The 21,402-nt window shown below is 71.9% G+C and carries 19 protein-coding genes; 8 read left to right on the top strand and 11 right to left on the bottom strand.

Annotation, left to right across the window (positions count from 1 at the left end):
- Positions 1 to 252: 252 nt before the first annotated feature.
- The 3 genes from ABZV00_RS29720 to ABZV00_RS29710 form a co-directional block, all read right to left on the bottom strand.
- A complete protein-coding gene (locus tag ABZV00_RS29720) occupies positions 253 to 1,173 on the bottom strand; it encodes a hypothetical protein (protein WP_355612153.1) in 921 nt (306 codons plus the stop codon).
- Positions 1,174 to 1,187: 14 nt separating this feature from the next.
- The gene (locus ABZV00_RS29715) at positions 1,188 to 1,523 is read right to left on the bottom strand and encodes a hypothetical protein (RefSeq protein WP_328418746.1); all 336 of its coding nucleotides are present in this window, start codon (positions 1,521 to 1,523) and stop codon (positions 1,188 to 1,190) included.
- 311 nt (positions 1,524 to 1,834) lie between these two features.
- A complete protein-coding gene (locus ABZV00_RS29710; protein ID WP_355612150.1) occupies positions 1,835 to 2,788 on the bottom strand; it encodes a heme o synthase in 954 nt (317 codons plus the stop codon).
- 267 nt (positions 2,789 to 3,055) lie between these two features.
- Here ABZV00_RS29710 and tkt point away from each other — a divergent pair, with 267 nt between their 5' ends.
- From tkt to pgl, 6 genes are all read left to right on the top strand, one after another.
- On the top strand, positions 3,056 to 5,194 hold the full coding sequence (tkt, locus tag ABZV00_RS29705; RefSeq protein ID WP_355612146.1) for a transketolase: 2,139 nt from the start codon (positions 3,056 to 3,058) through the stop codon (positions 5,192 to 5,194).
- A 15-nt stretch (positions 5,195 to 5,209) separates the two neighbouring features.
- Positions 5,210 to 6,388 carry a transaldolase gene (gene tal / locus ABZV00_RS29700; RefSeq protein WP_328418749.1) on the top strand — a complete coding sequence of 393 codons (1,179 nt, stop codon included), beginning with the start codon at positions 5,210 to 5,212 and terminating at the stop codon, positions 6,386 to 6,388.
- Complete coding sequence (locus ABZV00_RS29695) at positions 6,385 to 8,034, top strand: glucose-6-phosphate isomerase (RefSeq protein ID WP_355612143.1); 1,650 nt, start codon at positions 6,385 to 6,387, stop codon at positions 8,032 to 8,034. The genes tal and ABZV00_RS29695 overlap by 4 nt, the downstream gene beginning before the upstream one ends.
- Before the next feature lie 2 nt (positions 8,035 to 8,036).
- Entirely contained in the window at positions 8,037 to 9,587 is a 1,551-nt protein-coding gene (gene zwf, locus ABZV00_RS29690) for a glucose-6-phosphate dehydrogenase (protein ID WP_355612141.1), read from the top strand.
- A 31-nt stretch (positions 9,588 to 9,618) separates the two neighbouring features.
- Positions 9,619 to 10,635: a glucose-6-phosphate dehydrogenase assembly protein OpcA gene (locus tag ABZV00_RS29685; protein WP_355612139.1), complete on the top strand. Its 1,017-nt coding sequence runs from the start codon at positions 9,619 to 9,621 to the stop codon at positions 10,633 to 10,635.
- A gap of 154 nt (positions 10,636 to 10,789) precedes the next feature.
- Positions 10,790 to 11,560, top strand: a complete 771-nt coding sequence (pgl, locus tag ABZV00_RS29680) for a 6-phosphogluconolactonase (RefSeq protein WP_328418752.1) — start codon at positions 10,790 to 10,792, stop codon at positions 11,558 to 11,560.
- A gap of 48 nt (positions 11,561 to 11,608) precedes the next feature.
- Here pgl and ABZV00_RS29675 read toward each other — a convergent pair whose 3' ends face one another.
- The 8 genes from ABZV00_RS29675 to rapZ all read right to left on the bottom strand — a co-directional run bounded on the left by ABZV00_RS29675 (position 11,609) and on the right by rapZ (position 18,757).
- Positions 11,609 to 11,950 (bottom strand): RNA polymerase-binding protein RbpA, encoded by a 342-nt coding sequence (locus tag ABZV00_RS29675; protein ID WP_328418753.1) that lies wholly within the window; start codon positions 11,948 to 11,950, stop codon positions 11,609 to 11,611.
- Positions 11,951 to 12,087: 137 nt separating this feature from the next.
- The gene (secG, locus tag ABZV00_RS29670; protein ID WP_252420214.1) at positions 12,088 to 12,348 is read right to left on the bottom strand and encodes a preprotein translocase subunit SecG; all 261 of its coding nucleotides are present in this window, start codon (positions 12,346 to 12,348) and stop codon (positions 12,088 to 12,090) included.
- Positions 12,349 to 12,443: 95 nt separating this feature from the next.
- Complete coding sequence (tpiA, locus tag ABZV00_RS29665) at positions 12,444 to 13,235, bottom strand: triose-phosphate isomerase (RefSeq protein ID WP_355612135.1); 792 nt, start codon at positions 13,233 to 13,235, stop codon at positions 12,444 to 12,446.
- Positions 13,236 to 14,435 (bottom strand): phosphoglycerate kinase, encoded by a 1,200-nt coding sequence (locus ABZV00_RS29660; protein WP_355612132.1) that lies wholly within the window; start codon positions 14,433 to 14,435, stop codon positions 13,236 to 13,238.
- Positions 14,432 to 15,436, bottom strand: a complete 1,005-nt coding sequence (gap, locus tag ABZV00_RS29655; RefSeq protein ID WP_328418756.1) for a type I glyceraldehyde-3-phosphate dehydrogenase — start codon at positions 15,434 to 15,436, stop codon at positions 14,432 to 14,434. Before gap ends, ABZV00_RS29660 begins: the two co-directional genes overlap by 4 nt.
- Before the next feature lie 262 nt (positions 15,437 to 15,698).
- Positions 15,699 to 16,679 (bottom strand): DNA-binding protein WhiA, encoded by a 981-nt coding sequence (gene whiA, locus ABZV00_RS29650; protein ID WP_074312802.1) that lies wholly within the window; start codon positions 16,677 to 16,679, stop codon positions 15,699 to 15,701.
- 54 nt (positions 16,680 to 16,733) lie between these two features.
- Complete coding sequence (locus ABZV00_RS29645) at positions 16,734 to 17,858, bottom strand: 2-phospho-L-lactate transferase CofD family protein (protein ID WP_355612129.1); 1,125 nt, start codon at positions 17,856 to 17,858, stop codon at positions 16,734 to 16,736.
- Positions 17,855 to 18,757: an RNase adapter RapZ gene (gene rapZ / locus ABZV00_RS29640; protein WP_355612224.1), complete on the bottom strand. Its 903-nt coding sequence runs from the start codon at positions 18,755 to 18,757 to the stop codon at positions 17,855 to 17,857. The genes ABZV00_RS29645 and rapZ overlap by 4 nt, the downstream gene beginning before the upstream one ends.
- A 253-nt stretch (positions 18,758 to 19,010) precedes the next feature.
- On the opposite strand from rapZ, the gene ABZV00_RS29635 reads away from it, so the two are divergent.
- Both ABZV00_RS29635 and recQ read left to right on the top strand, forming a co-directional pair.
- Positions 19,011 to 19,355, top strand: a complete 345-nt coding sequence (locus tag ABZV00_RS29635; protein ID WP_355612126.1) for a hypothetical protein — start codon at positions 19,011 to 19,013, stop codon at positions 19,353 to 19,355.
- Positions 19,356 to 19,432: 77 nt separating this feature from the next.
- A complete protein-coding gene (gene recQ / locus ABZV00_RS29630; protein WP_355612123.1) occupies positions 19,433 to 21,286 on the top strand; it encodes a DNA helicase RecQ in 1,854 nt (617 codons plus the stop codon).
- The last annotated feature ends 116 nt before the right edge of the window (positions 21,287 to 21,402 follow it).

Below are 21,402 nucleotides of genomic sequence, written 5' to 3'. Positions count from 1 at the left end.
CGGAGAGCAGCGGACGCCCCCGGGCGGGCCTTGAGAACGGCAGACGTCCCCGGCCGGCCCGGAGAGCGGCGGACGCCCCGGGTGGGCCTTGAGAACGACAGACATCCCCAGACGGGCCCGGAGAGCGGCAGACGCCCCAGGGCCCGGAGAACGGCGGACGCCCCCAGGCGGGCCTTGAGAGCCGCAGACGCCCCCGGGCCGGGCCCGGAGAGCAGCGAACGCCCCCGGGCGGGCCTGGGAACGGTTGGGGGGTCAGCCGCGGCGGGCCAGGTGGGTGGTGATGGCCTCGGCTAGGCGGTCGGGGGCACCCTCGGCGTGGCCGATGAACAGCGACGGCTCGGTCAGCTCCAGCTCGACCAGCACCGGGGCGCCGTCCGGGCCGGGGATCAGGTCGACCCGGGCGTAGAGCAGCTGCCCCGTCCCGCCCGGCACCGTGCCCAGCGTCCGCTCGGCCACCGCCAGCTGTTCTGGTTGCGCCGTGCGGGCGGTGATCTCCTCGGCCTTGTAGAGCCCGTCCGGGCCGAGGTCCGGGCCGGTCAGCATCGGGCCCTTGCGGATCGCGTGGCTGAACGTGAGCCCGTCCGGGCCGGCCAGGAAGAGCAGTGCCGTCTCGCCCTCGGTGTCGACGGCGGTCAGGTATGGCTGGATCATGGTCAGCCGGCCGGCGCTGGACAGCCGGCGCACGTGCGCTCCGGCCAGCTCCCGGTGCTCCGGGTCGGCCAGGTCGTACCGGCCGGTGTCCTGGCTGCCCGCGCTGACCGCCGGCTTGATCACGTACTCGCCGGTGTCGGCCGGTGGACGCCAGCTCTCCCCCGGCTCGATCCAGGACGTCGGCACGGTGGGCACGCCGGCCGCGCTCAGCTCGGCGAGGTAGCGCTTGTCGGTGTTCCAGCGCACCACGGCGGCCGGGTTGACCAGCGCCGGGACGGTGGCGGCCCAGGCGACGAACTCGTCGCGGCGCAGCGCGTAGTCCCACGGTGAGCGGAGCACGACCAGGTCGTAGGAGGACCAGTCGACGCCGGGGTCGTCCCAGACGACCGCCTCGGCGGCGACCCCCCGGGTAGCGAGCGGGGCGAGGACCAGCCGGTCGTCCGGGTCGAGGTCCACGAGTTCGGCACAGGTGACGAGAGCGACCCGGGGTTTCCCCCGGGTCGACTTGTGGTGGTCGGTCAATTCAGGTGTCTATCTCAGCGGGCCATCGTGCGCCGGGCCATCGACCGCCAGAGGTCGTTGCTCGGACGCATCTGGTCCATCAGTTCACGCTCCCAGGCGTTCTCGACGGTGACTCCCGCCTTGGCGCACGCCTCCCGCGCGGTGACGGTGTCGTCGGCGAACTGGTCGCCCCACTCACCGTCGGAACCCACGAGGACGATTCGCGCGCCACGCTTGCCGACGTACTCGATGACCGCCTTCGCCCCGCCGTGTCCGGCGGCGAACGACTTGAGGCCCGCGACCAGACCGTGAGGCGTCTGCTCGCCGGCGGTCTGCTCGGCCGTCAGCGTCGTATCGGAACCATCTGCCATGACGCGAAGCCTAAGCAGAAGTCCACTCAGACGGGCGAGAACCATGAAGCTTTTGTGATGCCAATTACCTATAGGTTTAAGGAAGACCACAGGTTGCTTGCCCGGATTTATCCGTACTTTTACCTTCAAAGCACGTGGGCAAATCAGGGCTCAAACGTCGCAGGTTGAGCCGATCCGACTCAGGCCGAAAGTTACTCTGATGTGATCTGAAAGCCGGACAACTCATCCATGATGGTGATTAGTCGAGAGAGATCGCCAGTGGCGGGACGGCCATGCGGGTGAGACTGGCGAGACTTCGCGGCGTGAACGGGTCAGATCAGCGCGTCGAGCGCGACAGCCAGGAAGACGATGGTCAGGTACGTCGTCGACCAGTGGAACAGCCGCATCGGCTTGACCGCCTCGCCACGCGCCGCCCGACGGCAGAGCCGGTGCGCCTCGACCAGGAAGATGGCGCCCACGACCAGCGTCGGTACGCCGTAGATCGCGCTGAGCCCCAACGGCCAGACAGCCAGGGACGTGAGCACGGTGAGCCAGGCGAAGATCAGGATCTCGGCGTTCACCCGGCGGGTGGAGGCCACCACCGGCAGCATCGGGATGCCGGCCCTGGCGTAGTCGTCCTTGTACTTCATGGCCAGGGGGTAGAAGTGCGGCATCTGCCAGAAGAAGACCACCGCGAACAGCCCCCAGGCGGCCGGCGCCAACGAGCCGGTCACCGCCGCCCACCCGATCAGCACCGGAGCCGCCCCGCAGGCCCCGCCCCAGAACGTGTTCGCCGGGGTGGAGCGCTTGAGCCACAGGGTGTAGACGAGGTCGTAGTAGGCGATCGCGGCGAGCGTCAGCCCGGCAGCCAGCAGGTTGGTGAACGCCGCCATCAGGACGACCGAGACCGCCGCGAGCACCAGACCGAAGACCAGCGCGTTGCGCGGCGTCACGGTGTGCGTCGGCAGCGGGCGACGCTTGGTACGCCGCATCAACTGGTCGATGTCCCGGTCGATGTAGCAGTTCAGCACGCTGGCCGCGCCAGCGGCGAGCGAGCCGCCGATCAGCACCACGGCCATCAGCCACAGCGACGGCAGACCGCCGTCGGCGAGCATCATCGCCGGGATGGTGGTGACCAGTAGCAGCTCCACGATCCGCGGCTTGGTGAGCGACACGTACGCCGAGAGGATCGCGCGTACGTCCCGCCGGGCCACCGGGCCCTCGGCCGCCCGCGCCGGGGGCGGCCCGGCAGGGTTGCTCGCGGGGCGCTCGGTGATCATGCTCACGGATTGCCACCTTCCGGCGTCGGGCACGGGGAGATCGGTTCGGCCGCGCCCGGTCGGGGGCAGCACACCGACCCACACACTACGCGTTGTCGTTTTGGCTGCCCGGCCGACCCGACAACGGTGCGGGCCGTCACACCACCGGGTTGAACGACGCAGCCCGTCGCCACGTACCGAACACCATGCACAGATCCCTGGGCGGACGTTTAGGCACGCTCGATAGGGTCACCAGTGAGGGTTCCGCCCATCTGCCGAGGAGCACAAACCATCGTGGCTGCCAACCGACCCGAGCACTCCGCACTCAACTGGTCCGAACTCGACCGCCGGGCCGTCGATACCGTCCGCGTGCTGGCCATGGATGCCGTGGAGAAATCCGGCAACGGCCACCCGGGCACCGCGATGAGCCTGGCGCCCGCGGCCTACCTCCTCTTCAACCGGGTCATGCGGCACAACCCCGCCGACCCGAACTGGCCCGGCCGGGACCGGTTCGTGCTCTCCGCCGGGCACTCCAGCCTGACCCTCTACATCCAGCTGTTCCTGTCCGGCTACCCGATGAGCCTGTCCGACCTGCAGTCGCTGCGGCAGTGGGGCTCGCTCACCCCGGGTCACCCCGAGCACGGGCACACCCCGGGCGTGGAGACCACCACCGGCCCGCTCGGCCAGGGCCTGGGCAACGCGGTCGGCATGGCCATGGCGTCCCGCCGCGAGCGTGGTCTGTTCGACCCGGAGGCCGAGCCCGGCGCCTCGGTCTTCGACCACGACATCTGGTGCATCGTCTCCGACGGTGACATCGAGGAGGGCATCAGCCACGAGGCCAGTGCCCTCGCCGGGCACCAGCAGCTGGGCAACCTCACGGTGATCTACGACGACAACGAGATCTCCATCGAGGACGACACCCGGATCGCCAAGAGCGAGGACGTGGCGGCGCGCTACAAGGCGTACGGCTGGCACGTCCAGACCGTCGACTGGCGCACCGGCGACGCCGACCAGGGCGACTACCACGAGGACGCCGAGGCGCTCCACCAGGCGCTGCTGGCCGCCAAGGCGGAGACCGCGCGTCCCTCCTTCATCGCGCTGCGCACCATCATCGGCTGGCCCGCGCCCAACAAGAAGAACACCGGCAAGATCCACGGTTCGGCGCTCGGCGCCGACGAGGTGAAGGCCACCAAGCGGATCCTCGGCTTCGACCCGGAGCAGACCTTCGAGGTCGACGAGGAGGTGCTCAGCCACGCCCGGAAGGTGATGGGTCGCGGCTCCGCCGCCGAAGAGGAGTGGACGACCGCGTTCGACGCCTGGAAGAAGGCCAACCCGGAGCGCGCCGCGCTCTACGAGCGGATGGCCGGTCGGGTGCTGCCGGAGGGCTGGGCCGACGCGCTGCCCACCTTCCCCGCCGACGCCAAGGGTGTGGCCACCCGGGCCGCCTCCGGCAAGGTGCTGGAGGCGCTCGCGCCGGTGCTGCCGGAGCTGTGGGGCGGCTCGGCCGACCTCGCCGAGAGCAACAACACCACCATGAAGGGCGAGCCGTCCTTCATCCCGTCCGCGCACGCCACCAAGGACTTCCCCGGCCACGAGTACGGCCGCACGCTGCACTTCGGCATCCGCGAGCACGCCATGGGAGCGATCCTCAACGGCATCGCCCTGCACGGCGGCACCCGCCCATACGGCGGCACGTTCCTGGTGTTCAGCGACTACATGCGCCCCTCGGTGCGGCTGGCCGCGCTGATGAAGCTGCCGGTGACCTACGTCTGGACGCATGACTCGATCGGCCTCGGCGAGGACGGCCCGACCCACCAGCCGGTGGAGCACCTGACCGCGCTGCGTGCCATCCCGGGCCTGGACGTGGTCCGCCCGGCGGACGCCAACGAGACCGCCTGGGCCTGGCGGCTGGCGCTGGAGCACACCGACCGGCCGACCGCGATGGCGCTGAGCCGCCAGCCGCTGCCGACCTTCGACCGCGACGTCCTGGGCGGCGCCGACGGGGTGGCCAAGGGCGGCTACGTGCTGGCCGAGGCGTCCAGCGGCAAGCCGCAGGTGATCATCGTCGGTACCGGCTCCGAGGTGCAGCTCTGCCTGACCGCCCGGGAGCGGCTGGAGGCCGACGGCACCCCGACCCGAGTGGTCTCGATGCCCTGCCAGGAGTGGTTCTACGAGCAGGACGAGGCGTACCGGGAGTCGGTGCTCCCTCGCGGGGTAAAGGCACGGGTGAGCGTGGAGGCGGGCATCGCGATGTCCTGGCGCGGCGTCGTCGGCGACCTCGGCGAGAGCGTCAGCCTGGAGCACTACGGCGCGAGTGCCCCGCACACCGTGCTCTTCGAGCAGTTCGGGTTCACCCCCGACCGGATCGTGGCGGCGGCACACGCCTCGCTGGCCCGGGTGGGCGACATCACCGGTTTCACGACCGGCAACTGAGGGAGCGTGGACGGCATGACGGACAGGCTGAGTGAGCTCACCGCCGCAGGCGTGGCGATCTGGCTCGACGATCTTTCCCGGGTACGACTGAGCTCCGGTGGGCTGGACCAGCTCCGCCGGGAGAAGCACGTGGCCGGGGTGACCACCAACCCGACGATCTTCGCGAAGGCGCTGAGCGACGCCGACGAGTACAACTGGCAGTTGCAGGATCTCGCCATGCGTGGGGTGGACGTCGAAGAGGCGGTACGCATGCTCACCACGTACGACGTGCGGTGGGCCTGCGACGTGATGCACCCGTCGTACGACAAGAGCGCCGGCGTGGACGGGCGCGTCTCCATCGAGGTGGACCCGCGGCTGGCGCACGAGAGCGACCGGACGGTCGCCGAGGCCAAGGCGCTGTGGTGGCTGGTTGACCGGCCCAACCTCTTCATCAAGATCCCGGCCACCGAGGCGGGCCTGCCGGCGATCACCGCCACCCTGGCCGAGGGGATCAGCGTCAACGTGACGCTGATCTTCGGACTGGACCGCTACTCGGCGGTGATGGAGGCGTTCCTGGCCGGTCTGGAGCAGGCCAAGGCGAACGGGCACGACCTGTCCACCATCGGCTCGGTGGCGTCGTTCTTCGTCTCCCGGGTCGACTCCGAGGTCGACAAGCGGCTCGAGAAGGTCGGCTCCGACCAGGCGAAGGCGCTGAAGGGCAAGGCCGCCATCGCCAACGCCCAGCTGGCGTACGAGCGGTACGGCGAGGTGTTCTCCTCCGACCGCTGGCAGGCGCTCGCCGACGCCGGCGCGCACCCGCAGCGGCCGCTGTGGGCCTCCACCTCGACGAAGAACCCGGACTACCGGGACGTCATCTACGTCGAGGAGCTGATCGCCCCCGGCACGGTCAACACCATGCCGGAGTCGGTCATCCACGCGTACGCCGACCACGGCGAGACCCGCAGCGACACCATCACCGGCTCCTACGACGCGGCCCGCAAGGTCTTCGCTGACCTGGAGTCGGCCGGGGTGGACATGGCCGACGTGATCGCCACCCTGGAGCGCGAGGGCGTGGAGAAGTTCGAGGCCAGCTGGCAGGAGCTGATCGACGGCGTCCGCAAGTCGCTGGAGGCGGCGGCCACCGGCAAGGGTGCGCCGAACAAGGCCGCCAAGGGCAACGCCAAGGCCGCCGCGAAGGCCGGTGGTAACGCATGAGCGACCTTCTCGCCGGGCCGGTGGAGGCCGCCGCCGGGCTCGCGGTGTACGGCGCGGACGCGGTCGACAAGTCCGCTCCCGCCTCGACCCGGGACGCGCTGGTCCGGGCCGAGGTCCCCGGCCGGCTGGCGGCCAGGGACGCGAGCCTGTGGGGCCCCGACGCCGAGGCCGAGGCCAAGATCCGGCTCGGCTGGGTGGACACCCACCAGCGCAGCCGGGAGCTGCTGGTGCAGCTGGCCGAACTGACCGCTGAGCTGGCCGACCTGGACCACGTGGTGCTCGCCGGCATGGGCGGCTCGTCGCTGGCCCCCGAGGTGATCGCCCAGACCCTGGGCCGGCCGCTGACCGTGCTGGACACCACCGACCCGGGCCAGGTCCGGGCGGCGCTGCGTGACCGGCTGGAGCGCACCGTGGTGGTGGTGGCCAGCAAGTCCGGCTCGACGGTGGAGACCGACAGCCACCGGCGCGCGTACTGGCAGGCGTTCCTGGACGCCGGGATGACCGAGGCGGAGGCCGGCCGGCACTTCGTCATCGTCACCGACCCGGGCTCGCCGCTGGAGACCACCGCGACCGAGATGGGCGCGTTCACCGTGCTGGCCGACCCGAACGTGGGCGGCCGGTACTCGGCGCTGACCGCGTTCGGGCTGGTGCCCTCGGCGCTGGCCGGGGTGCAGGTGGCGGAGCTGATCGACCAGGCCGACTCGCTGGCCTCGTCGCTCGGCAGCGACCGGGACAATCCGGCGCTGGCGCTGGGCGCCGCGCTCGGCGCGGCCGCCACGTTGGCCCGGGACAAGGTCGCGCTGGTCTCCGACGGCACCGGCATCGACGGGCTCGGCGACTGGGCCGAGCAGCTGATCGCCGAGTCGACCGGCAAGGCCGGGGTGGGCATCCTGCCCGTCGTGGTGGAGTCCCCGCAGAGCCCCGGCGCCACCGGCCCGGACGTGCTGACCATCAGCTACGGCGGCGCGCTGGCCCCCGGCGACGTGCCGGGCGGCGGCGCCGACCCGGACGTGGCGGTCAACGGCCCGCTCGGCGCGCAGTTCCTGGCCTGGGAGTACGCCACCGCGGTGGCCGGCGTGGTGCTCGGCATCGACCCGTTCAACCAGCCGAACGTCACCGAGTCGAAGGAGAACACCAACAAGATCCTGGCCTCGGGCCTGCCGGCGGAGACGCCGTCGTTCACCGAGGGCGCGATCGAGGTGTACGCGCCGCAGGGCGCCCCCGGTGACCTGACCGGCGTGCTGCGCTGGCTGCTCGACGGGCTGGGCGACGACGGCTACCTCGCCGTGATGGCGTACCTGGACCGGTTCGCCGATGCCGACACGGCCCGCCTGCGGTCGCTGCTGGCCGAAGCGTCCGGCCGCCCGGTCACCTTCGGCTGGGGGCCGCGGTTCCTGCACTCCACCGGCCAGTACCACAAGGGCGGCCCGCAGGTCGGCAGCTTCCTCCAGGTGACCGGCGCGGTCGCCGAGGACCTGGAGGTGCCGGGCAAGCCGTACACCTTCGGTGAGTTGCAGGCGGCGCAGGCCGCCGGCGACCGGCAGGCGCTGGCCGGCCGGGAGCGGCCGCTGCTGCGGTTGCACCTGACCGACCGGGCCGCCGGTGTCGCCCAACTGCTCGACGCGGTCGGTGAGCTCCGGGCGTGAGGATGGACGACGTGACGCAAGCGGAGCGAGGAGGCGGCGTGAACCCGCTGCGCGACCCCCAGGACCGCCGGTTGCCACGGATCCCCGAGCCGTGCGCTCTGGTGATCTTCGGGGTGACCGGCGACCTGGCCCGCAAGAAGCTGCTCCCCGCGGTCTACGACCTGGCCAACCGGGGGCTGCTGCCGCCCGGTTTCGTGGTCCTGGGCTTCGCCCGCCGCGACTGGGGTGACGGCGACTTCGAGACGCTGGCCTGCGAGGCGGCCCGCAAACACGCCCGTACCCCCTGGCGGGACGAGGTCTGGGCGCGGCTGGCCGGCAACATCAAGTTCGTCGGCGGGTCGTTCGACGACGACGCCGCCTTCGACCAGCTCGCCACGACGCTCGATGAGCTGCGGCAGACCCACGGCATCGCCGGCAACGCGGCGTTCTACTTCTCCATCCCCCCGGCCGCGTTCCCCGTCGTGCTCAAGCAGCTGGCCCGCACCGGGCTGGCCGACAACGAGAAGTCCGGCGGCTGGCGCCGGGTCGTGGTGGAGAAGCCGTTCGGTAACGACCTGCCCTCGGCGAAGGCGCTCAACGACCTCGTCGACGACGTCTTCACCCGCCAGGACGTCTTCCGGATCGACCACTACCTGGGCAAGGAGACGGTCCAGAACATCCTTGCCCTGCGGTTCGCCAACAACCTGTTCGAGCCGCTGTGGAACTCCAAGTACGTCGACTCGGTGCAGATCACCATGGCCGAGGACGTCGGCATCGGCAGCCGAGCCGGCTTCTACGACACCGTCGGCACGGCCCGGGACGTACTCCAGAACCACCTGCTCCAGCTCCTCGCCCTGGTGGCGATGGAGGAGCCGACCAGCTTCGACGCCGACGAGATCCGGACCGAGAAGCTGAAGGTACTCAAGGCGATCACCCTGCCCAGGGACGTGGCCCGGGACACCGTACGCGGCCAGTACCTGCCCGGCTGGGTCGGCGGCGAGCGTGCGGTCGGCTACCTGGAGGAGCAGGGCGTCCCGCCCGACTCCACCACCGAGACGTACGTGGCGGTGCGGCTCGGCATCCAGAACCGCCGCTGGGCCGGCGTGCCGTTCTACATCCGGGCCGGCAAGCGCCTCCCCCGGCGGGTCACCGAGGTGGCCATCATGTTCAAGAAGGCGCCGCACCTGCCGTTCAACGACGCCGACATGGAGTCACTGGGCAACAACCAGTTGGTCATCCGGGTGCAGCCGGACGAGGGCGTGGTGCTCAAGTTCGGCTCGAAGGTGCCGGGCACCACGATGGAGGTCCGCGACATCGCGATGGACTTCCAGTACGGCGAGGCGTTCACCGAGTCCAGCCCGGAGGCGTACGAGCGGCTGGTGCTGGACGTGCTGATCGGCGACCGCACCCTGTTCCCGGACGCGGCGGAGGTCGAGCAGAGCTGGCAGGTCATCGACCCGCTGGAGCATGCCTGGGTGGGCACCAAGCCGGAGCCGTACCGCGCTGGCGAGTGGGGGCCGCGGGCGTCCGACGAGATGCTGGGCCGCGAGGACCGCGCGTGGCGACGCGCGTGACCGAGCGCAACGAGCGAACCAGGAGGCTCCAGTGATCGGGCTGTGGGACACCACCGGCAGTGAGGTGGTCAAGGCGCTCGCCGCCGAGCGGCGAAGCGCCGGCGGGGTGGCCAGCGGCATGGCGCTCACCCTCATCGTCGTGGTGGACGAGAAGCGGGTCCGCGAGGCGGAGGCGGCGGCGACCATCGCCGCCGCCGCCCACCCGTGCCGGCTGGTGGTGGTGGTCCGCTCCGAGATCGAGCGGGACCGCAACCGGCTGGACGCGGAGATCGTCGTCGGTGGCCGGCTCGGCCCGTGCGAGGCGGTGGTCACCCGGATGTACGGGCGGCTGGCCCTGCACGCCGAGTCGGTGGTGATGCCGCTGCTGGTCCCGGACGTGCCGGTGGTCACCTGGTGGCACGGCGAGCCGCCGGCCGAGATCGCCACCGACTTCCTCGGCGTGGTCGCCGATCGGCGGATCACCGACACGGCGCAGGCCACGGACCCGGTGGAGGCGCTGCGGCTGCGTGCCCGGGACTACGCCCCGGGCGACACCGACCTGGCGTGGACCCGGATCACCCCGTGGCGGACCCTGGTCGCCGGGGCGTTCGACACCACCGAGGAGCGGGTCACCGAGGCGACCGTGGTCGCGCCGCCCAGCGACCCGACGGCGGCGCTGATGGTCGGTTGGCTGGCCAGCCGGCTCGGCATCACCCCCCGTCGGGTGGACAGCACGGAGTTCCCGCGGATGCGTGAGGTGCAGTTGAGCTGCGCCAACGGCGACCAGTTGACGCTGACCCGCGAGGACAGCATGGCGGTGTTCCGGCGGACCGGCCAGGACGACCGCGCCCTGCCGCTGGTCCGTCGGCCGCTCGGTGACGAGCTGGCCGAGGAGCTGCGCCGGCTGGACGCCGACCAGGTGTACGCGGAGGCGCTGGGCGCCACCGCCGGGCTGCGCGGGCTGGAGCAGCGGTCCCCGCAGCGGGTGCACGTCTGGAAGGATCCGGCCACCGCTCAGCGCGCCGAGGCCGGTGTCACCGCGCACTCCGGCACCAGCGGCGAGCTCTGAGCCCGGCGCCGTCCGATCATGGGGGCAGGGCCTGGGTGACCCCGGCCCCTGCCCCGGCACCTCCGGGGCATCCCGCCCCGCCACCTCCGGGCGTACCGGCCCGGGCACGACGCGACAGCGACCGCTCCGCGGTCGGGAAACGAAGGCACAACCGATGAGTGAGGCGAGTGTCGCCGTACACGCCGATGCCGACCTGCTGGCGCAGGCCGTGGCGGCCCGGCTGCTGGTGAAGCTGCTCGACGCACAGGCCGACCGCGGCGAGGCCTCGGTGGTGCTCACCGGTGGCCGGGTCGCCGCCGCCGTGTACCGGGCGGTGGCGCAGCTACCGGCCCGCGACGCGGTGGACTGGTCCCGGGTCGACGTGTGGTGGGGCGACGAGCGGTTCCTGCCCGCCGGCGATCCGGAGCGCAACGAGACCCAGGCGCGGGCCGCCCTGCTGGACGTGGTGCCGCTGGACCCGGCCCGGGTGCACCCGATGCCGGCCTCCGATGGCCCGGCCGGCAACGACCCGGAGAGAGCCGCCGCCGGGTACGCCGAGGAGTTGGCGCGCGCCGCCCGCCCCGGGCATGCCGCGCTGCCGCACTTCGACGTGCTGATGCTGGGCGTCGGGGAGGACGGGCACGTCGCCTCGGTCTTCCCGGAGCACCCGGTGCACTACGAGAGCCGGACGGTCAGCGCGGTGCGGGGCAGCCCCAAGCCGCCGCCGGTGCGGACCACGCTCACCCTGCCGGCGATCAACACCGCGGAGGAGGTCTGGCTGGTGGCCGGCGGCGGGGACAAGGCTCGGGCGGTGGGCATGGCGCTGGCCGGCGCCGGGCCGGTGCAGTTGCCGGCCGCCGGGGTGCACGGCGTGGACCGTACCCGCTGGCTGTTGGACCGGGCTGCGGCGGCCGACGTGCCCGCCCGCCTGCGCAGCCTGCGCTGAGAGGAAGGACCCGTCGTCAACGCCTGGCGTTGCTGACGGGCCCTTCCTTCACTCGCCTCGGCGGCGGCGCAGCGCGGCCAGTGCCTCGGCCAGCAGCGCCTCGCCCTCCTCGGCGGTGCGCCGCTCCTTCACGTACGCCAGGTGGCTCTTGTAGGGCTCGGCGCGGGTCCGGCCGGGCGGGTTCTGCGCGTCCTGGCCCGCGGGCAGGCCGCAGCGGGGGCAGTCCCACAGCGGCGGCGCGGCGGCGTCCGCAGCGATCCGGATGTTGATCCGGTGGTCGTTGCGGCACCAGTAGGTGACGTCCTGTCGGGGGGCGGGATGGTGCCGCTCGTCCGGGCGGACGGGCCCGGACCCGACCCGGGCGCCGCGGATGACGTTGCCACTCGGCACGGCTGCTCGCTCCTGTCGTCGGAGGGACCCGCCGCCGGAGGGGGTAGGGCGGCGGGCGACGCGGTGCAGCGGAGAAAAGCCTGCGCGCGGCCCGTCGTAACGGACCGCGCGCAGATTGTACGACTTGACGGGCCTGCTCAGGCGCCGCTGTTCATCTGGAGGCGGAGCCAGAGCCCCAGCCCGACGATGGCAGCGAACCAGACAATACTCACCAGAACGGTGTAGCGGTCCAGGTTCTTCTCCGCCACGGACGAGCCGGCGAGGCTGGAGCTGACGCCACCGCCGAACATGCTCGACAGACCGCCGCCCTTGCCGCGGTGCAGCAGGATGAGCAAGGTGAGCAGAACGCTCGTGATGATCAGCAACACGATCAACGTGTATGCGAACCAGATCGGCATGGCTGGGGTCAGTCCTCTCGTAGCGATCCTCGCCCGGTCTGATCGGGCACGGCGGCACCGACCGGCGGACGGGCGGGGTCAAGGATACCGAGCGGTCAGCGGGTGATGTGCTCCGGGAACCGGCAGATCTGCGCGAATTCCTCCGCGTCCAGGCTGGCGCCCCCCACCAGGCCGCCGTCCACGTCCGGCTGGGCCATGATCGAGGCAATGTTGGACGCCTTGACCGAGCCGCCGTAGAGGACCCGGACCTGGTCGGCGGTGTCCTGGTCGAAGCGCTCCGCCAGCCGCTGGCGAACCGCCCCGCAGACCTCCTGGGCGTCCTCCGGCGTCGCGGTCTTGCCGGTACCGATCGCCCACACCGGCTCGTACGCGATCACCACCTGGCGGACCTGCTCGGCGGTGAGCCCGGCGAGGCCCCCGGCGAGCTGCTCCGAGCAGTGCGCCACGTGGGTGCCCTGCTCGCGCACGTCCAGCCCCTCCCCCACACAGAGGATCGGGGTCAGGCCGTGCGTCAGCGCCGCCTTCACCTTGGCGTTGACCAGCGCGTCGTCCTCGTGGTGGTAGGCCCGCCGCTCGGAGTGCCCGACCACCACGTACGTGCAGCCGAGCTTGGCCAGCATCTGGCCGGAGATATCCCCGGTGTACGCGCCTGCGGCGTGCGGGGAGAGGTCCTGCCCGCCGTAGCCGATCAGCAGCTTGTCCCCGTCCACGGCGGTCTGCACCGTGCGCAGGTCGGTGAAGGGCGGCAACACGACCGTCTCCACCGCGGTGAGCTGCTTCTCGGTGAGGCTCGCGGCCAGCTTCTGCATGAGCAGGTTGGCCTCGAGGTGGTTGAGGTTCATCTTCCAGTTGCCGGCCATCAGGGGCCGACGGGTGGTGCTCGCCATTCAGTTCTCCAGGGCCGCGATGCCGGGGAGGGTCTTGCCCTCGAGGTATTCCAGGGAGGCGCCACCGCCGGTGGAGATGTGCCCGAAGGACGACTCGTCCAGCCCCAACGCACGCACTGCCGCCGCCGAGTCGCCGCCACCGACGACGGTGAACGCGTCGGTCTTGGTGATCGCCTCGGCGACGCCGCGGGTGCCGTTGGCGAACGCCGCCATCTCGAACACGCCCATCGGTCCGTTCCAGAAGATCGTCTTCGCCTGGGACAGCGCGGCGGCGAAACCGGCCACCGTCTCCGGGCCGATGTCCAACCCGAGCCGGTGACTCGGGATGCCGTCGACGCGGACCGTGTCGTGCGCGGCGTCCGGGGCGAACGCGTCCGCGACCACCACGTCGACCGGGAGCAGAATCTTGCCCGCAGCCCGCTCCAGCAGGTTGCCGCAGGTCTCGACCATGTCCTTCTCCAGCAGCGAGGTGCCCACCTCCAGGCCCTGGGCCTTGAGGAAGGTGAAGCACATCCCGCCACCGATGAGCAGTCGGTCGACCGTGGGCAGCAGGGCCTCGATCACCGCCAGCTTGTCGGAGACCTTGGACCCGCCGAGCACCACCACGTACGGCCGCTCGGGGTCGCTGGTGAGCCTGGAGAGGACCTCGACCTCGCGCAGCACCAGCCGGCCGGCCACGTGCGGCAGCCGGGCTGGCACGTCGTAGACGCTGGCGTGCTTGCGGTGCACGGCACCGAACGCGTCGTCCACGTACGCGTCGCCGAACGCGACGAGCTGGTCGGCGAAGGCACCCCGCTCGGCGTCGTCCTTGCTGGTCTCACCGGCGTTGAAGCGCAGGTTCTCCAGCAGGGCGACCTGACCGTCGGCCAGGCCCGCGACGGTGGACCGGGCGGAGTCACCGACGGTGTCGGTGGCGAAGTGCACCGGCGCGCCGAGCAGCTCACCGAGCCGCCCGGCTACCGGGCGGAGGCTGAACTGCGGGGCCGGCGCGCCCTTCGGGCGGCCCAGGTGCGAGCAGACGACCACCTTGGCGCCGGCCTCGACCAGCGCACCGAGCGTCGGCAGCACCGCGCGGATCCGGCCGTCATCCGTGATGTCGCCGGTCTGCTTGTCGAGCGGGACGTTCAGGTCGGCGCGCACCAGCACGCGCCGACCCGACACCCCCTCGGCGAGCAGGTCGTCGAGGGTCCGGATGCTCACAGCGACGAACCGACCAGCTTGACCAGGTCGACCAGGCGGTTGGAGTAGCCCCACTCGTTGTCGTACCAGCCGACGACCTTGACCTGGTTGCCGACCACCTTGGTCAGCGGCGCGTCGAAGATGCACGACGCCGGGTCGGTGACGATGTCGGTGGAGACGATCGGGTCCTCGTTGTAGACGAGGATGCCCTTGAGCGGGCCGTCCGCGGCGGCCTTCAGCGCGGCGTTGACCTCGTCCACGGTGGTCTCGCGACCCACGTTGACGGTGAGGTCGGTGACCGAGCCGGTCGGGATCGGCACCCGCAGGGCGTACCCGTCGAGCTTGCCCTTGAGCTCCGGCAGCACCAGGCCGATGGCCTTGGCCGCACCGGTCGAGGTCGGCACGATGTTCAGCGCGGCGGCCCGGGCCCGGCGGAGGTCCTTGTGCGGGGCGTCCTGAAGGTTCTGGTCCTGGGTGTACGCGTGGATCGTCGTCATCAGGCCGTGCTGGATGCCGAACGTGTCGTGCAGGACCTTCGCCATCGGGGCGAGGCAGTTGGTGGTGCACGAAGCGTTGGAGATGATGGTGTGCTTCGCCGGGTCGTACTGGTCGTGGTTGACGCCCATGACGACCGTGACGTCCTCGTTCTTCGCCGGGGCGGAGATGATGACCTTCTTGGCCCCGCCGGCGACGTGCGCCTTGGCCTTGGTGGCGTCGGTGAAGAAGCCGGTCGACTCGATGACGACGTCGGCACCGACCTCGCCCCACGGCAGCGACGCCGGGTCCTTCTCCGCGTACGCCTTGATGGTCTTGCCCCCGACGGTGATCTCGTCGGCGGTGGCCTTGACCTCGTAGGGCAGGCGACCCAGGATGCTGTCGTACTTGAGCAGGTGGGCGAGCGTGGCGTTGTCGGTCAGGTCGTTCACCGCCACGACCTCGATGTCGGCGTCGGACGCCAGCACTGCCCGGAAGAAGTTACGGCCGATCCGGCCGAAGCCGTTGATGCCAACCCGGATGGTCACAGGTCCCATCTCCTCGCGTTCTGGTCCGCCGGCTTCAGACAACGGGCCGGCGGAGTGGTGTGCGCCGACCGTTGGAGCCGGCCGTTGACGGTTCATCTCGGCCACCCCGCCGCGGTCTGAGGACCTGACCGCCCGAGGCGGTGGCACGACGAGGTGTGCCTGTGTCGGCCCCCTTGCCGTACGCAGCGACCATATCCGAGCGTGCGAGGCCACGCTGCGCCGGGTCGTGCTCCCGGGCGCACCGTGCGGCCTTACCGTCCTATCAGACCACGAGCATGTCGGGCGTGACGGCTGCTTCGGTATCCGGGATGCCGAGGTCCCGGGCACGCTTGTCGGCCAGTGCCAGCAGCCGGCGGATCCGCCCGGCGATGGCGTCCTTGGTCAGCGGCGGCTCGGCCAGGGCGCCCAGCTCCTCCAGCGACGCCTGCCGGTGCTCCAGGCGCAGCCGACCGGCGTCGGTCAGGTGGTTGGGCGCCTCGTCGGCGAGGATCTCCAGCGCCCGGGTCACCCGGGCCGCGGCGGCCACGGCCGCGCGCGCCGAGCGGCGCAGGTTGGCGTCGTCGAAGTTCGCCAGCCGGTTGGCGGTGGCTCGCACCTCGCGGCGGACCCGGCGCTCCTCCCAGGCCAGCACGCTGGAGTGCGCCCCGATCCGGGTGAGCAGCGCGGCGATCGCGTCGCCGTCCTTGACCACCACCCGGTCCACCCCGCGCACCTCGCGGTTCTTGGCGGTGATGCCGATCCGGCGGGCCGCGCCGACCAGCGCCAGCGCCGACTCCGGCCCCGGACAGGTGATCTCCAGGGCGCTGGACCGGCCCGGCTCGGTGAGCGAGCCGTGCGCCATGAACGCGCCCCGCCAGGCCGAGACCGCGCAGCAGACGTTCGCCGCCACCACGTGCGGGGGCAGCCCGCGCACCGGGCGACCGCGCACGTCCAGCAGGCCGGTCTGCCGGGCCAGGGCCTCGCCGTCCTTCACCACCCGGACGATGAAGTGGCTGCCCTTGCGCAGGCCGCCGGAGGCCAGCACGTGGATCTCACTGGGGTACCCGTAGACCTCTGCGATCTCCCGGCGCAGCCGGCGGGCCACCGCCCCGGTGTCCAACTCCGCCTCCACCACCACGCGGCCGGAGACGATGTGCAGGCCGCCGGCGAAGCGCAGCAGCGCGGCCATCTCCGCCCGCCGACAGCAGGGCTTGGGCACGTCGACCCGACTCAGCTCGTCCTTGACCGCAGCCGTCATCGCCATTGTGCGTCCCCTCACGGACCGGTTCCGGCGTGTCGCCGGAGATTACGTACGTGTCTAACGATCGGCACCCAGTACAGGCACCAGCGCGGCGCCCAGGGCAGCCGGATCATGGCGGGGAGTCCCGTCAGTGATGGCGACGGGGGCGAGGACCAGGCGGGCACCCAGCGATTCTGCCGCACGTTCGACCGGTTCGGGGTCACCCACCGCCTTGGCGTCAGCCAGCACGAGATCCACCTTGAGCTCGGGAAGGTACCAGTGCAGCGCCGCGAGGTGATCGGCGACGGAGAGCTGGAGGGTCTCCTTCTCCGCGGCGAGGTTCAGGGTGACCAGTCGCCGGGCCGGGCTGGACACGATCGCGTCGGCCAACTGCGGCACCAGCAGGTGCGGCAGCACGCTGGTGTACCAGCTGCCCGGCCCGAAGATCAACCAGTCCGCCGCGCCGATCGCCGCGAGGGCCTCGGCGCAGGCCGCCGGGGCGGCCGGGGTGAGCCGCAGCGACTCGACCCGCCCGGTGGTGACCGCCACCTGGTGCTGACCGCGCACCGTGCGCACCTCGTCCGGAGCGGCCGGGTCGACGCCACGCACCTGCGCCTCGATGCCCACCGGCTGGCGAGACATGGGCAGCACCCGGCCGACCGCGCCGAGCATCGCCCCGGCGTGCTCCAGCGCGGCCACCGGGTCGCCGAGCAGCTCCATCAGGCCGCAGAGCACCAGGTTGCCCACCGCGTGCCCGGCCAGCCCGTCGGGGCGGGCCGCCGCCGGGCCAGCACCCCCGGCCGGGCCGCCGGTCGGGCCGCCGGTCGGGCCGCCGGTCGCCAGGCCGGCACCACCGGCCGGGCCGCCCGCCGCCGGGCCAGTGCCACCGTCCGGGCCGCCCGATGCCGGGTCCGTGTACTGCGCCGCGTCCGCGGGCGGCGTGGCGAAGCGGTGCTGGAACAGCCCGGCGCTGCGGCGCGTGGCCGGGTGGTCCCCGGCCAGCGCGACCAGGGCCTGCCGCAGATCGCCGGGGGGCAGGCCGCCCCGCTCGGCGCGCAGCCGGCCGCTGGAGCCGCCGTCGTCGCCGACCGTGACCACGGCGGTGATGTCCAGGTCGAGTTCGGGAGCGCAGTGGCGCAGCGCACGCAGCGAGGCGGACAGGCCGTGCCCACCGCCGAACGCCACCACCCGGCGGGACGTCATTCGCGCCCCAGGTCGCGGTGCTGGGCGTTGGCCGCCAGCCCGGACTGGCGCAGTCGCCCGGCCAGCTCCTCGGCGATGGCCACGCTGCGGTGCTTGCCGCCGGTGCAGCCCACGGCGACCGTCAGGTATCGCTTGCCCTCCCGCTCGAAGCCGGCGGTGGTGGCGTTGACCAGGTCGGCGTACGAGGCGACGAAGGCATCCGCGCCCTCCTGGCCCAGCACGTACGCGCTGACCGCCTCCTCCCGTCCGGTGTGCTCGCGCAGCTCCGGCACCCAGTACGGATTGGGCAGGAAGCGGGCGTCCAGCACGAAGTCGGCGTCCGGCGGCAGGCCGTACTTGAAGCCGAACGACAGCACGGTGACCCGCAGCCGGCGGGCGTCCTCCCCGCCGAACAGCTCCTCGATGCGCCGGCGGAGCTGGTTGACGTTCAGGTGGCTGGTGTCGATGATCACGTCGGCCTGATCGCGGGCCTCCTCGAGCAGCCCGCGCTCCACGGCGATGCCGTCGGCCAGCCGCCCGTCACCCTGCAACGGGTGCGAGCGCCGGACGCTCTCGAACCGCCGGATCAGCACCTCGTCGTCGGCATCGACGAAGACCACCCGGGGCGAGAAACCGCGCTCCTTGAGCTCCCGGATCGCCCCGACGAGGTCGGTGGAGAAGGCGCGCGAGCGCACGTCCAGCACCATCGCGGTACGCCGGGCCGCGCCGCCGGCCTTGAACGCCAGCTCGGCCATGTCGAGCATCAGCGCCTGCGGCAGGTTGTCCACCACGTAGTAGCCGACGTTCTCCAGCGCCCGGGCGACCGTGCTGCGGCCGCCACCGGAGAGCCCGGTGACCACCACGAGCGTGGTCTCCGACTCCGCCGCCGGTGGCCCGTCGGTGGCCGCCGGGACGTCGATCCCGTCGCCGGCTGTGCGCGCCTCGCTCACCCGTACCCCCAAGCCGTGGCGCCGCGGCCGCCCTCGGCCGCGATTGGTCAATCAGCGACTCTATCCCGCCGCCCGGCCAAGGTCCGGGACCCGTCGCGCCTCGGCGGGCGATCCACGGTCGCGGGTCGCCCTCCCGACAGTCGCCGCCCTTGATGACGATCTGTAGTTGTAAATACGCTCATCGTGATCACCGCAGGTCAAGGCCGACATCTGGGAGGGTGCGATGCACGATCTGGCGGACAAGAACAAGTACATCGGCTTCCTGTTCATGCGGATCAGCCCGGAGTACTTCGCCCTCGGCCGGGAGGGCATCCACGAGGTCTCCGCCGAGCACGCTCGGGACCTGGGCCGCTTCGCCAAACAGCTCACCCACGTCGTGTGCACCGGGGTGAACGGCAAGTACGACCAGGTCACCATGGTCGAGGGCGACACCCTGGAGGAGATCAACGCGGCCGCAACCGCGTTCCGGATGGGCAACAAGGCCCGCTACATCGAGATCGTCGACATCGTGGTGGGGATGAAGGCACCGCCCCGCGGGCTGGCCAACCGGTCCAGCCAGCCCGGCTGACCGCGCCGCCCGTCCGGCACACCCGGCCGCGGGTGCGCCGGGCGGGCGCTGTCGGGGATGGCTCGTAGACTCCGCGGATGGCTTCCCCCACCGACCTGCGTACCGAGGACGCGCTGCCAGTGCTGCGCCGGGTGTTCGGCTACGACGCCTTCCGCGGCTTCCAGCAGGAGGTGATCGACCACGTTGTCGCCGGCGGTGACGCGCTGGTGCTGATGCCCACCGGTGGCGGCAAGTCGCTGTGCTACCAGATCCCGGCCCTGGTCCGCGACGGTGTCGCGGTCGTCGTGTCCCCGCTGATCGCGCTCATGCAGGACCAGGTGGACGCGCTCACCGCAGTCGGCGTACGGGCCGGCTTCCTCAACTCGACCCAGACGCTCGACGCTCGGCGCCGGGTCGAGGCAGCCTTTCTGGCCGGCGAACTGGATCTGCTCTACCTGGCCCCGGAGGCGCTCGGCGTCCGGTCCACCCTCGCCCTGCTGGACCGTGGCCGGATCGGCCTGTTCGCGATCGACGAGGCGCACTGCGTGTCCCAGTGGGGGCACGACTTCCGCCCCGACTACCTGGCGCTGTCGATGCTGCACGAGAGGTGGCCGCAGGTCCCCCGGATCGCGCTGACCGCCACCGCGACCAGCGCCACCCGCACCGAGATCGCCACCCGGCTCAAGCTCGACGACGCCCGGCACTTCGTGGCCAGCTTCGACCGGCCCAACATCCAGTACCGGATCGTGCCCAAGCACGAGCCGCGCAAGCAACTGCTGGCCCTCCTGCGCGACGAGCACCCCGGCGACGCCGGGATCGTCTACTGCCTGTCCCGGGCCTCGGTGGACAAGACGGCCGAGTTCCTCACCGCCAACGGGGTCGCCGCGCTGCCCTACCACGCAGGGCTGGACGCGAGGACCCGCGCCGCCAACCAGCAGCGCTTCCTGCGCGAGGACGGCCTGGTGATGGTGGCCACCATCGCCTTCGGGATGGGCATCGACAAGCCCGACGTCCGCTTCGTCGCCCACCTCGACCTGCCCAAGTCCGTCGAGGGCTACTACCAGGAGACCGGCCGCGCCGGCCGGGACGGCCTGCCGTCCACCGCCTGGCTGGCGTACGGGCTCCAGGACGTGGTCCAGCAGCGCAAGATGATCGAGACGTCCGACGGCGACCTCGCGCACCGCCGCAACCTCGCCGCGCACCTGGACGCGATGCTCGCACTCTGCGAGACGGTGCGCTGCCGGCGGGTCCAGCTGCTCGAATACTTCGGCGAGACGACGGCGACGGCGTGCGGCAACTGCGATACCTGCCTCACTCCGCCGGAGTCCTGGGACGGCACGGTGGCCGCGCAGAAGCTGCTCTCCGCCATCTTCCGCCTCGACCGCGAACGCAACCAGCGGTTCGGAGCCGGGCACTGCATCGACATCCTGCTCGGCAAGCAGACCGACAAGATCAGCCAGTACGGCCACGACTCGCTGACCGTCTTCGGCATCGGCACCGAACTGCGTGAAGCCGAGTGGCGGGGCGTGGTCCGGCAACTGCTCGCCGAAGGACTGCTCGCCGTGGAGGGCGACTACGGCACGCTGGCACTGACCGAGGCGAGCGCCGAAGTGCTGGGCCGCCGGCGCACCGTCACGATGCGCCGCGAGCCGGAGAGGCCGGCGTCGAGCCGGTCGGCAAAGCCACGCGGCTCGGCCACCGTGGTCGCCGAGCTCGCCCCGGCCGCCGCGTCGGTCTTCGAGCGGCTGCGCGGCTGGCGGGCGGCCACCGCCAAGGAACAGGGCGTCCCGGCGTACGTCATCTTCCACGACGCGACGCTGCGGCAGATCGCCAGCGACGCGCCCGGCTCGCTGGCCGAGCTGTCCCGGGTCAGCGGGGTCGGCGAGAACAAGCTCGCCAAGTACGGCGAGCAGATCCTGGCCGTCCTCGGCACCGACACCGCCCCGGCCTGACCGCCTCCCTGCCTTGGGCGTGACGAAGGGCCGGACCCCTGGTGGGGGTCCGGCCCTTCGTTGTTGGTTGCTTCAGGTCAGCTGGTGGCGTAGCCGCGGGTGGCGATCCAGTCGGC

Origin of the sequence: Micromonospora sp. NPDC005173 (assembly GCF_040608515.1) — a bacterium.
In the GTDB taxonomy this organism is placed as follows: Bacteria; Actinomycetota; Actinomycetes; order Mycobacteriales; family Micromonosporaceae; genus Micromonospora.
This window is presented reverse-complemented; position numbering and strand designations above follow the sequence as displayed.

Excerpts from the sequence above, each read along its gene's own strand:
- ABZV00_RS29635 (WP_355612126.1), top strand. The coding sequence starts at position 19,011 with ATGCACGATCTGGCGGACAAGAACAAGTACATCGGCTTCCTGTTCATG.
- ABZV00_RS29695 (WP_355612143.1), top strand. The coding sequence starts at position 6,385 with ATGAGCGACCTTCTCGCCGGGCCGGTGGAGGCCGCCGCCGGGCTCGCG.
- tpiA (WP_355612135.1), bottom strand. The coding sequence starts at position 13,235 with ATGGCGAGCACCACCCGTCGGCCCCTGATGGCCGGCAACTGGAAGATG.
- ABZV00_RS29645 (WP_355612129.1), bottom strand. The coding sequence starts at position 17,858 with ATGACGTCCCGCCGGGTGGTGGCGTTCGGCGGTGGGCACGGCCTGTCC.
- recQ (WP_355612123.1), top strand. The coding sequence starts at position 19,433 with ATGGCTTCCCCCACCGACCTGCGTACCGAGGACGCGCTGCCAGTGCTG.
- tal (WP_328418749.1), top strand. The coding sequence starts at position 5,210 with ATGACGGACAGGCTGAGTGAGCTCACCGCCGCAGGCGTGGCGATCTGG.
- pgl (WP_328418752.1), top strand. The coding sequence starts at position 10,790 with ATGAGTGAGGCGAGTGTCGCCGTACACGCCGATGCCGACCTGCTGGCG.
- whiA (WP_074312802.1), bottom strand. The coding sequence starts at position 16,679 with ATGGCGATGACGGCTGCGGTCAAGGACGAGCTGAGTCGGGTCGACGTG.
- zwf (WP_355612141.1), top strand. The coding sequence starts at position 8,037 with ATGGACGACGTGACGCAAGCGGAGCGAGGAGGCGGCGTGAACCCGCTG.
- ABZV00_RS29715 (WP_328418746.1), bottom strand. The coding sequence starts at position 1,523 with ATGGCAGATGGTTCCGATACGACGCTGACGGCCGAGCAGACCGCCGGC.
- secG (WP_252420214.1), bottom strand. The coding sequence starts at position 12,348 with ATGCCGATCTGGTTCGCATACACGTTGATCGTGTTGCTGATCATCACG.